General features: G+C 72.5%; 6 protein-coding genes and 2 pseudogenes. 7 read left to right on the top strand and 1 reads right to left on the bottom strand.

Translation table 11 applies throughout. From position 1 onward, the window contains the following. From KUTG_RS50680 to KUTG_RS50665, 4 genes and pseudogenes are all read left to right on the top strand, one after another. The coding region (locus KUTG_RS50680) for a lanthionine synthetase LanC family protein (protein WP_043727193.1) at nt 1–626 on the top strand (626 nt) is incomplete at its 5' end. Continuing rightward, the gene (locus KUTG_RS50675) at nt 619–2,472 is read left to right on the top strand and encodes an ABC transporter ATP-binding protein (protein ID WP_043727191.1); all 1,854 of its coding nucleotides are present in this window, start codon (nt 619–621) and stop codon (nt 2,470–2,472) included. The genes KUTG_RS50680 and KUTG_RS50675, both read left to right, overlap by 8 nt. A gap of 490 nt (nt 2,473–2,962) precedes the next feature. Beyond that, a pseudogene (locus KUTG_RS50670) lies at nt 2,963–6,824 on the top strand (Pls/PosA family non-ribosomal peptide synthetase). Next, complete coding sequence (locus tag KUTG_RS50665; protein ID WP_232241378.1) at nt 6,821–8,128, top strand: M1 family metallopeptidase; 1,308 nt, start codon at nt 6,821–6,823, stop codon at nt 8,126–8,128. Before KUTG_RS50670 ends, KUTG_RS50665 begins: the two are co-directional and overlap by 4 nt. 129 nt (nt 8,129–8,257) lie before the next feature. On the opposite strand, the gene KUTG_RS50660 is transcribed toward KUTG_RS50665, so the two are convergent. After that, entirely contained in the window at nt 8,258–9,547 is a 1,290-nt protein-coding gene (locus tag KUTG_RS50660) for a phenylacetate--CoA ligase family protein (protein WP_052396416.1), read from the bottom strand. Between the two features lie 117 nt (nt 9,548–9,664). Here KUTG_RS50660 and KUTG_RS50655 point away from each other — a divergent pair, with 117 nt between their 5' ends. The 3 genes and pseudogenes from KUTG_RS50655 to KUTG_RS50645 form a co-directional block, all read left to right on the top strand. After that, complete coding sequence (locus KUTG_RS50655; protein WP_043727185.1) at nt 9,665–10,153, top strand: GNAT family N-acetyltransferase; 489 nt, start codon at nt 9,665–9,667, stop codon at nt 10,151–10,153. 92 nt (nt 10,154–10,245) lie between these two features. Further along, the gene (locus KUTG_RS50650; RefSeq protein WP_198047652.1) at nt 10,246–10,758 is read left to right on the top strand and encodes a molybdenum cofactor biosysynthesis protein; all 513 of its coding nucleotides are present in this window, start codon (nt 10,246–10,248) and stop codon (nt 10,756–10,758) included. After that, a pseudogene (locus KUTG_RS50645) lies at nt 10,755–11,103 on the top strand (oxidoreductase); the annotation flags it as partial. The gene KUTG_RS50650 and the pseudogene KUTG_RS50645, both read left to right, overlap by 4 nt.

Below are 11,103 nucleotides of genomic sequence, written 5' to 3'. Positions count from 1 at the left end.
CACAGATCGTTGAAGGCCGGGCGCACTGGGCGTCGATCCGCTGGCCGGCCGGGCTCGGCGGCTTCGCCCACGGGTCGACGGGCATCGGCTGGGCGCTGGCCCGGCTGGCCCTGGCCACCGGCGACGACCGCTACGCGGCGGTCGCGGAGGCCGCCGAACGGTACGAGGAGGCCAACTACAAGATCGACCGCAACGGCTGGCTTGACAACCGTGAAGAAGACCGGATCGGCACCGCTTGGTGCCATGGAGCTGCGGGAATAGGGGTCGCGGCGGCCGACCTCTGGCGGCGCGCCGGGCACCCCCGACACCTCGACGTGCTGCGTCGGAGCGCGCGGTCGGTCTGGCCCGCTAGCTTCGGCTGGAACCACACGTTGTGTCACGGCGACCTGGGATGTTGGGAGGTGGTGCAGGAGGCGATTTCGGCCGGCGTCGGGCCGGCCGGGTTGCACAGACGCGAGTTGGACGCCCACGTGATCGGTGGGCTGGAGGAGTTCGGCGCGGTTTCCGGGTTGGCCCGGGACGCCTTCTCCCCCGGCCTGCTCCCGGGCCTGGGCGGAGTGGCGTACCAGCTGCTGCGGATGCATCCCGGCTGTGACCTGCCGACGGTGTTGCTGCCCCATGCTTGAGCAGGAGCTGGAGTCCCCGTACTGGCGGCTGGACGACGCCCGGGACGCCGAGCTGGGACTGTGGCGGCTGGTGCGGAGGCTGCCCGGGACCGTTCGGCCCGTGCTGGGCATCATCCGGGCCGCCGCGCCCGGGGCGGCGCTGACCGTGCTCGTGCTGCAACTGGCGTCCGGCGTGGCCGCGGCCACCGGGCTGCTGGAAACCAGCGCGACGCTCCAGCAACTGCTCAGCGGCGGGGTCGCCGCGGCGGTGGGACCGGTGCTGCTGCTGGCGTCCGTGTACGCGCTCAAGGGCGCGCTGGACGCCGGCGTGGCCCTGGCCCACGCGCGGGTCGGACCGGCAGTGCACCGGGTGGCCGAGCTGAGGCTGCTCGCCGCCGCGCTGGACGTGGAGCTGGTCGCCTTCGACGACGACCGGTTCTACGACCGGATGCACCGCGCCCGGGACCAGGGGCTGGACCATCTGGATCGGGCCGGCGACAACCTGGTCGAGTTGGTGGGTGCTGGTGTCGGCGTGGCGGCGGCCGCGGTCAGCCTGGCCGTCATGCACCCGGTGCTGCTGCCGGTCCTGATGCTGGGACTGCTGCCGCAGGCGTGGGCCGTGCTGCGGTCGGCGCGGTTGGGTTACCTGGGTTCCGCACGGACGGTGAGCCTGCTGCGTCGGCTGTGGATGGTCAACGGCCTCGCGACCGAGCGGGAGTCCGCCGCGGAGTTGCGGGCCTGCCAGGCCGCGCCGTTCGTGCTCGGCGAGTACCGCACGCTCGCCGAGGCGTACCGCGATCAGCGAACGCGGGTCGCCGTGGCACAGGCACGAATCGGCGCGGTCGGGCGAGCCCTGGCCGCGGTCGGAACGGCCGGCACGTACGCGGTGCTGTTGCTGATGCTGCACGCGGGCTGGTTGCCGCTGGCCGTGGCCGGTGCGGCGGTCGTCGCCATCCGGTCGGCGACCGCCGCGCTGACCCGGCTGGTGCTGGCCGCCAATCTGGTGTTCGAGCAGTCCCTGTACATCGCGGACTACCTCGCGTTCGTCGCCGACGCGGACGGTAGGCAGCGGCCGGCGGGCGAGCTGGAGGCGCCCGCCGCGCCGGCCGCGATCACCTTGCGCGGGGTGGGTTTCGCCTACCCCGGCGGCGAGCCGTGCCTGCACGGGGTCGACATGGTGATCCGGCACGGCCGCACGGTCGCCCTGGTGGGCGAGAACGGGTCCGGCAAGACCACGCTGGCCAAGGTGATCGCCGGCCTGTACCGGCCGGCCGCCGGCACGATCGAGTGGGACGGTGTGGAAGTCGCCCACATCTCCCCCGATTCGCTGGCCGACCGGGTGGTGCTGGTGCCGCAGGACGCCGTGCGGTGGCCTCACACCGCCCACACCAACGTCCGTATCGGCCGGCACGACCGGCCCGACCCCGGCGACCGCTCCCTGCGGTCGGCCGCCGCCCTCGCCCGCGCCGACGAGGTCGTCGACGACCTGCCGCAGGGCTGGAACACCGTGCTGTCCAAGCACTTCCGGGGCGGCCGCGAGCTGTCCGGCGGCCAGTGGCAGCGCTTGGCCATCGCCCGCGGCATCTTCCGCGACGCACCCGTCCTGATCTGCGACGAGCCCACCGCCCCACTCGACGCCAAGGCCGAGTTCGCCGTCTACGAGTCCCTGCGCGAGCTGGCCGGCGGCCGCACCGTGGTGCTGATCACCCACCGCCTGGCCAGCGTCCGCCACGCCGACTGGATTTACGTCCTGCACAAGGGAACGGTGGTGGAGCAGGGCACCCATGCCGCCCTGCTCAAGGCCGCCGGCCGCTACGCGGAGCTGTATTCCTTGCAGGCCCGCGCCTATGCCGGTGACGGTCAGTAGGAGCATGCCGATTGCACCGCTCGGCGGCACGCGGCGGTTCGCGGAGCGGGTGGCATGTCGTCGTTCAGCCGCCAGCAAGGGTGAACGGGTCATCCGGTGTCTGCCTTCTCCCTGAACGCCGCGGATCCGCGCCTCGACACGCCGGGCGCGGCCCGGGCGAAAACTACCAGTTCTGGACGCCGACTACCGGCTTCTTTCCTTACCAGCACGGGGAAATCGGCACTTGCGGGGCCACCGGGCGGCCACGGCGACGCAATCCGCCTCAAGCCGGGCGGCAGCGGCCGCACTTGCTCTGACACAAGGGAAAAGTGACGGAGCGTGGGAGGTATTCCCCGCCCGTCAACGGATCGTGTGACGACCCCGACAGCGACACGCGGGTGAACAGCGAGTAAAGTACGTCGTCGGCCCGCGACGGTGAAGGTGATCGCTGACAGTCCAGTGTGGACTCCAGCGCCCGTGCGCCGGGCTACCTGGCTCGGAGAGGCGTGCATTGACAGCGGTTGCATGGACTGCGGTTCAGGATCTGAGCGTTTCGGCACGGAACGCGGTGTTCACCACGCGCGGTGCGGCGAAGGCGCGCACGCTGCTGGACGTTCTGGCGGAGACGACGCTGCGGCACCCGGCCGCGGCGGCGGTGGACGACGGCGAGACGACGCTGAGCTACCGCGCGCTGGCGACCGAGGTCGACCGGCTGCGCGAGGTGCTCGCGGGGCACGGCATCGGCGTGGGCGACCGGGTGGGTGTGCGGGCGCCATCGGGCACGGTGGACCTGTACGTGGCCATCCTGGCGGTGCTGGCGGCCGGCGCGGCGTACGTGCCGGTGGACTTCGAGGACCCGCAGGAGCGCGCCGACCTGGTCTTCGGCGAGGCCGACGTGTGCGCGGTCATCGGCGCGGAGCGCCAGATCACCCTCACGGGAACGCCGCTGGGCGTGCTGGGCACGCCCGGGCTGGACGACGACGCGTAGGATCATCTTCACCTCGGGCTCGACGGGCCAAGCCGAAGGGGCGTCGCGGTCTCGCACCGCGCGGCGACGGCGTTCGTGGACGCGGAGGCCGAGCTGTTCCTGGTCGACGAGCCGATCGCCCCGGGCGACCGCGTGCTGGCCGGCCTGTCGGTGGCCTTCGACGCCTCCTGTGAGGAGATGTGGCTGGCCTGGCGCTACGGCGCGTGCCTGGTGCCGGCCCCGCGGGCGCTGGTCCGCACGGGCATCGACCTGGGCCCCTGGCTGGTGGAGCGGGAGATCACCGTGGTCTCCACGGTGCCGACCCTGGCCGCGCTGTGGCCGGCGGAGGCCCTGGACGAGGTGCGCCTGCTCATCTTCGGCGGCGAGGCGTGCCCGCCGGAGCTGGCGGAGCGGGTGGCGGTCGAGGGCCGCGAGGTGTGGAACACCTACGGCCCGACCGAGGCCACGGTCGTGGCGTGCGCCGCGCAGCTGACGGGCGAGGGCCCGGTGCGCATCGGGCTGCCGCTGGACGGCTGGGAGCTGGCGGTCGTAGACCAGCGGGGCGACCTGGTGCCGATGGGCGAGCAGGGCGAGCTGGTCATCGGTGGCGTGGGCCTGGCCCGCTACCTGGACCGCGCCAAGGACGCCGAGAAGTACGCGCCGCTGCCGTCGATGGGCTGGGACCGCGCCTACCGCAGCGGCGACCTGGTCCGCGCGGAGCCGGAGGGCCTGCTGTTCGTCGGACGGGCGGACGAGCAGGTCAAGCTGGGTGGCCGCCGGATCGAGCTGGGCGAGGTCGACGCGGCCCTGCAGGCGCTGCCCGGTGTCGCCGGCGCGGCGGCCGCGGTCCGCAACGGCACGCTGCTCGTGGGCTACGTGGTGCCGACCGCCGACTTCGACCGGGACACGGCCCTGGACCGGCTGCGCTCGGCGCTGCCGGCGGCCCTGGTGCCGCTGCTGGCCGAGGTGGAGACGCTGCCGACCCGCACGTCGGGCAAGGTGGACCGCAACGCCCTGCCGTGGCCACTTCCCCAAAAAGCCGGCAGTCAGAACACTGACGGCAGCCAGCTGGCCGGCACCGAGGCGTGGCTGGCCGAGCAGTGGGCCGTGGTGCTGGGCTTGGCCCCGGCGCGGAACGACGCCGACTTCTTCGCCAGCGGCGGCAGCAGCCTGGCCGCGGCCCGGCTGGTCGGCCTGATCCGGGCCAAGTACCCGAGCGGCTCGGTCAGCGACATCTACCAGTTCCCGACGCTGCGGGCGATGGCCGCGCGCCTGGACGAGTTCGACGCGAAGTCCCTCAAGGCCCGCACGGTCGCCCCGACCCCGCGCAAGGCCCAGGTCAAGCAGCTGCTGGCCATGGTCCCGCTGACCACGCTGGTCGGCCTGCGCTGGACGGTCGCGGCGGCGGCCGGCAGCACCCTGCTCAACCTCATGGGCGCGGCCTGGGCCCCGACGCTGCCGTGGTGGGCCATCGCGTTGGCCTGGCTGGTGCTGTTCCACCCGGCCGGCCGGGTGGCGGTGGCGGCCGGCGGTGCGCGGCTGCTGCTGCGCAAGGTGAAGCCGGGCCGCTACCCCCGCGGCGGCAAGACGCACCTGCGCCTGTGGGCGGCCGAGCAGCTGGCCGGCGCGGTGGGCGCCACCAACCTGACCGGCGCCTGGCTGACCCGCTACGCCCGCGCCCTCGGCGTGAAGATCGCCGACGGCGTGGACCTGCACTCGCTTCCGCCGATCACCGGCCTGCTCAAGCTGGGCAAGGGCAGCGCGATCGAGCCCGAGGTCGACCTGTCCGGCCACTGGCTGGACGGCGACGTCCTGCACATCGGCAAGATCCGCATCGGCGCCGGCGCGTCGATCGGCGCCCGCAGCACCCTGTTCCCGGGGGCCCGCATCGGCAAGCGCGCGGAGATCGCCCCCGGTTCCGGCGTCACCGGCTCGGTCCCGGCCGGCCAGCGCTGGTCGGGTGTGCCGGCCGTGCGTGACGGCAAGGCCCGAGCACCGCTGGCCGAACAGCCGCCCGCCGCGCCGTCGCGTCTGGGGCTTCGCCTACAGCGCCGCCACTCTCACGCTGGGTCTGCTGCCCGTCGCCGCGGCCCTGCCCGGTCTGGCGATCATCGCGCTGTTCCTGCACGACGCGCCCACGCTGGGCTCGGCGCTGCTGGCCGTGCCGGCCGCGACCGCGGCCTCACTGGTCACGTACGCGCTGCTGGTGCTGGTCGGCGTCCGCCTGTGCTCGATCGGCCTGCGCGCCGGCTACCACCCGGTGTTCGGGCGGGTCGCCTGGCAGGCGTGGACCACCGAGCGGCTGATGAACATGGCCCGCACCACGCTGTTCCCCTTGTACGCCAGCCTGTTCACGCCGGTGTGGCTGCGGGCGCTGGGCATGAAGGTGGGCCGCCGGGTCGAGGCGTCCACAGTGCTGGCGCTGCCGTCCATGACCACGGTCGGCGACGGCGCGTTCCTGGCCGACGACACCATGGTCGGCAGCTACGAGCTGGGCGGCGGCTGGCTGCGCATCGCAGGAGCCCGCATCGGCAAGCGGGCCTTCCTGGGCAACTCCGGCATGACCGCGCCGGGCCGGGCGGTGCCGAAGCGCGGCTTGGTCGGCGTGCTCTCGTCCACGCCGAAGGGCGCCAAGGCCGGCAGCTCATACCTGGGCATGCCGCCGATCAAGCTGCCGCGGGCCGTCGAGGACAGCGACCAGAGCCGCACCTTCGACCCGCCGACCAAGCTGGTCGTGGCCCGCGGCCTGGTGGAGATCTGCCGTGTCGTGCCGGTGATGGCCGCCGTGGCCCTGGCCGTGCTGGCCCTGTTCGCGATCGCCGGCGTCGCGAGCGTCGCCGGGTTCGGGGTCGCCGCGCTGCTGAGCGGCCTGGTTCTGGCCGCCTGCGGCGTGGTCGCCGCGACGGTCGCCGCCGCCGCGAAGTGGCTGCTGGTCGGCCGGTTCAAGGCCGTGGAGCACCCGCTGTGGAGCTCCTTCGTCTGGCGCAACGAGCTCGCCGACACGTTCGTCGAGGTGCTGGCCGTGCCGTGGCTGGCCGGCTCGGTGTCCGGCACGCCGGTGATGAGCCTCTGGCTGCGCGCGCTCGGGGCCCGGATCGGCCGCGGCGCCTGGGTCGAGACATACTGGTTGCCGGAGGCCGACCTGGTGAGCGTCGGCGTGGGTGCGACCGTGAACCGGGGGTGCGTGGTGCAGACCCACCTGTTCCATGATCGAATCATGCGCATGGACGAGGTGACGTTGGCCGAGGGCTCGACCCTCGGTCCGCACGGAATCGTGCTGCCGGGCGCCACCATCGGCGCCGGCGCCACTGTCGGCCCGGCCTCGCTGGTGATGGCGGGCGAGAGCGTGCCGGCCAACTCGCGCTGGCTGGGCAACCCGATCTCCGCGTGGAGCAAGCGCGGGTGAGGGGCACGATCGGCGCGGACCGCTCCGCCGACTCGTACCTGCCCCAGCACGGCAACGGGGGTTACCGGGTCACGCACTACGACCTGGAGCTGGACTACAAGCCGGGACCTGGCCGCCTCGCCGGCCGGGCCCGGCTTTCCGGCCAGGCGCGCGCCGACCTGGCCGGGTTCAGCCTCGACCTGCACGGCCTGCGGGTGGAGCGGGTGCTGGTCAACGGGAAGTCCGCCAGGTACAGCCATCGCGGCGACAAGCTGCGGATCACGCCGGCCCGGCCGCTCATGGTCGGGGCGGCGTTCTCCGTGGAGGTGCGCTACGTCGGCACGCCGAGGCCGGTGCGCAGCCTGCACTGGGGCGAGATCGGCTGGGAGCAGCTGGAGGACGGCGCGCTGGTGGCCAGCCAGCCGATCGGGGCCCCGTCCTGGTTCCCGTGCAACGACCAGCCGGGCGAGAAGGCCACCTACCGGATCGCCGTGACGACCCCGTCGCCCTACACCGTGGTGGCCAACGGCTCGCTGGTGTCGCGTCGGGTCGGCGGCAGCAGCACGACCTGGGAGTTCGAGCAGCTCGCGCCGATGGCGACCTACCTGGCCACCGTGCAGATCGGGCTCTACACCGAGGTCGAGGTGTCGGCCGGCCAGCGGGCCGCCGTGCCGCCGCGGCTGGTCGGCGTGTTCGGCCACGACTTCGGCCGGCAGCCGCAGATCATGGCCGCCTTCGTGAACCTGTTCGGGGCGTACCCGTTCGCCGAGTACCACGTCGTCGTGGCCGACGAGGCCCTGGATGTGCCGGTCGCCCAGGGCCTGTCGATCTTCGGCGCCAACCACGTCGACGGGCACCGCGGTTGCGAGCACCTGGTCGCCCACGAGCTGGCCCACCAGTGGTTCGGCAACAGCCTGACCATCGCCGACTGGCGGCACATCTGGCTGAACGAGGGGTTTGCCACCTACGCCGAGTGGCTGTGGTCGGAGGCGTCGGGCGGCCTGTCCGCGGCCGTGCTGGCCGCGCGCTCGCACGCCGAGATCGCCCGCCAGCGCCAGGACATCCGCATCGGGGACCCGGGCGTGCGGCGCATGTTCGACGACCGGGTGTACCAGCGCGGGGCGCTGACCCTGCACGCGCTGCGGGTGCGGCTCGGCGACGACGCCTTTTTCGCCGTGTTACGGGAGTGGACCGAGAAGCACCGGCACTCGACCGTGACCACGGACAAGTTCATCGCCGTGGCGCAGGAGCACTCCGTCAAGCCGCTGGACCGCTTCTTCCGGTCCTGGCTCCAGGACACGGCGCTGCCGCGCGGATTCGACTAGAAGCGAACCGGGGCGGGAGTCGTCCCGCCCCGGTCTCGTCTCAGAGGGTCTCCGGCTGCGTGTCGGCCGAGTCGATCTCGTCGATCATCTTGCTCCAGTCCTCGATGGACATCCGTCCCCTCCTTTCTGTCACCGGTTCTCCAGCAGGCTCACGAAGTTCAGGTGCTTGCCGGCACTGGACTCCGTGAACTCCCCGGCCCCGGCGCGGCGAAGCCGCACCGGCAGCCGGTGGTGCAGGGCGGCATTGGCGGCCTCGGCGGCCCGGCGCAGGTCCTCGTCGGTGCAGCTCGCCGCCGGGTCGACCAGCACGGTGAGCTCGGTGGTGTCGGCCTGCACGACCTGGAGCCGTTCCACCGGGAACCGTTCGATCAGCTTGACCAGCCGCAGCACGTCGGTTCGGGTGCCGTCGGGCAGGGTGATGGCGCCGTGCTGGCGGCCGGCGATGAGCCGCAGCACCTTCTGCTCCCGCCCGCACGGACACCGTTGATCGGACAGGGCGCCGACGTCGCCGGTGCGGTAGCGGACGAACGGCATCACGGTGTTGAACAGGTTGGTGACGACGATGTCGCCCTCGACGCCGTCGGGCAGCGGAGTGCCGCTGTCGTCGACGATCTCCACCCACACCCGCTCGCCTTCGATGTGGTACGAACCGAATTCCGGGCACTGGGCGGCGATGGTGCTGGCCTCGTTGGTGCCGTAGCAGTCGCGCACCGGGGCCTGGAAGTGCTCCTCGATCGCCGCGCGGCCGGCGTCCGTGAGCTGTTCTCCGAACGTCTGCACGATCCGCGGCCGCAGGCCGGGAGCCATGTCGCGCAGCGCCAACGCCCGCGACGGATGCGTGAACACGACATCGGGCGCGAACTCATGGCAGCGGCGGGCGATCGCGGCCTCGTCACGCACGAACCCGAATTCGGCGAAGCGGAGGAAACCGGCCGACGGCACGGTGTACTCGAACCACTCGTCGGCCTCGGACTTGAAGGGGCGCAGCACCTTCCGGTCCAGCGGCAACCCGTAGTCGAAGGCCCGCCGCAGGGCAAGGGCGTTCACGTGGACGAAGTGCTCGGAGTTGTGCACGATCTTCAGCGGCACGCCGGTCGTGCCGGAGGTGACCACCGAGGCGCAGTCGGCCGGGTCGATGTCCTCGGCGAAGTGCACGCGGTAGTCGCCCCGGATCTGCTGTTTGGTCACGGTCGGCAGTCGCGCCAGCGTCTCGAACGGATCCTCGGCCAACTCCAGGCCATGGGCCCGCAACGCCGGAACCGTCAGCAGCACCCGGCCCAGCAACGCCGACAACCGCTCACATTGCCACTCGCGCAGCGACCCGTTCCGCTCGCGGTAGTCCAGAAATGCCTGGTAGGTGCGCCCGAACAGCCGGCCCTGCCGCACGGCGTCGGCCACCACACCCTCACGTCGCCCCATGCAACGGCCCCCCTCCGTCGCCTCCGACCCTAATCGATCAGCGAGCATCCCCCGGGAAGAGTCACGCCCACGAAATTCCCGTTGCCAGCGCGGCAGATCACCGACACCCTGGGCCGCATGTCGACCATCCATGTGCCGCTCGCCGTTCGTGACCTCACGCCGGCCGACGTGCCGACCTGCACCTGGTCGGGCGATCGCCGGCACCTGGAGAAGCTGCCCGTCCAGCTGGCCCGGGCCCGCGACGGCGTCGTCGACTACCTCGCGGTCTGCCCGCCGTCGGACATCCCGGTGGCCATCGGCGGCGTGGACTACGAGGCCCGGCCCGGTGCGGGCGTGATCTGGCAGCTCGCGGTGATGCCGGCGCTACAGTCGTGCGGGATCGGCACGGTACTCATTCGCGCCGCCGAGGACCGCATCCGCCGGCGCGACCTGTCCACGGCCGAACTCAGCGTGGAGGAGGACAACCCGCGAGCCCGTGCGCTGTACGAACGGCTCGGTTACCACGCCTACGGCTCCGAGAAGGACGGCTGGGACACCGAAGGCCCGGACGGCGCGACCGTTTGGCACGAAACCATGTGCACGTTGATGCGTAGGGAGTTGCGCTAGCGTCGCGGCGATGGCGTGGCGCTCGACACACCACGCCGACCGCTCCCGCTCCAGCCCGTTCCGCGCGCGGCCTTTCCCCTAGAATTGCGGGCGTGAGCCGGCACGAGGTGGAGATCATCGCTCTGCACGTCTCGCCCACGCACGCCCTCGAAGGCCGCCCGCAGGACGGGCCGAGGCCGGATCCCGTTGCGGTGCAGCGTGATCACGTGGAGGTGCGAGCGGGCCTCGGGCTCGTCGGCGACCGGTACTTCAACCACAAGGCCCATCGCAACGCGGCCGTGACGATCTTCGCGGCGGAGTCCTTGGAGGCGTTGCACCTCGACCCGGCGCCGGACCCGCATGCGGTGCGCCGCAACATCGTGCTGCGCGGCTTTCCCGTGGACTCGCTGGTGAGGCAGCAGTTCACCCTGGACGGAATCCGCTTCCAGGGCCACCGGGCGGCCAATCCGTGCGCGTGGATGGACGTTGTGGTCGCGCCTGGCGCGTTTCGCGGCCTGCGCGGGCACGGCGGTGTCCGTTGCGTGCCGTTGGACGACGGCATTCTCCGGCTCGGCCCGGCGGTGTTGGAAACATCGCCGGCGGACCAGGTGTTGGCCGAGGCATGAGCACGCTCCTCTCGCCGTACACGGTGCGCGGCATGACCGCCCGCAATCGCATCTGGGTGTCACCGATGTGCCAGTACTCCGCCACCGACGGCGTGCCCAACGACTGGCATTTCGTGCATCTCGGCCAGTTCGCGGCCGGCGGCGCGGGCCTGGTGATGACGGAGGCGGCCGCGGTGTCGCCGGAGGGCCGGATCAGCCCGCGCGACGCCGGCATCTGGAACGACGAGCAGGTGCGGGCGTGGCGGCGCATCGTCGACTTCATCCACGGCCAGGGCGCCCGGGCCGCCATGCAGCTGGGCCACGCCGGCCGGAAGGCCTCCACGCAGCCGCCGTGGGAGGGCCGGG

Origin of the sequence: Kutzneria sp. 744, from assembly GCF_000568255.1 — a bacterium.
GTDB lineage: Bacteria > Actinomycetota > Actinomycetes > Mycobacteriales > Pseudonocardiaceae > Kutzneria.
The sequence above is the reverse complement of the archived record's forward strand: the minus strand, read 5'-3'. Positions and strand labels throughout refer to the sequence as shown.

Excerpts from the sequence above, each read along its gene's own strand:
- KUTG_RS50675 (WP_043727191.1), top strand. The coding sequence starts at position 619 with ATGCTTGAGCAGGAGCTGGAGTCCCCGTACTGGCGGCTGGACGACGCC.
- KUTG_RS50660 (WP_052396416.1), bottom strand. The coding sequence starts at position 9,547 with ATGGGGCGACGTGAGGGTGTGGTGGCCGACGCCGTGCGGCAGGGCCGG.
- KUTG_RS50655 (WP_043727185.1), top strand. The coding sequence starts at position 9,665 with ATGTCGACCATCCATGTGCCGCTCGCCGTTCGTGACCTCACGCCGGCC.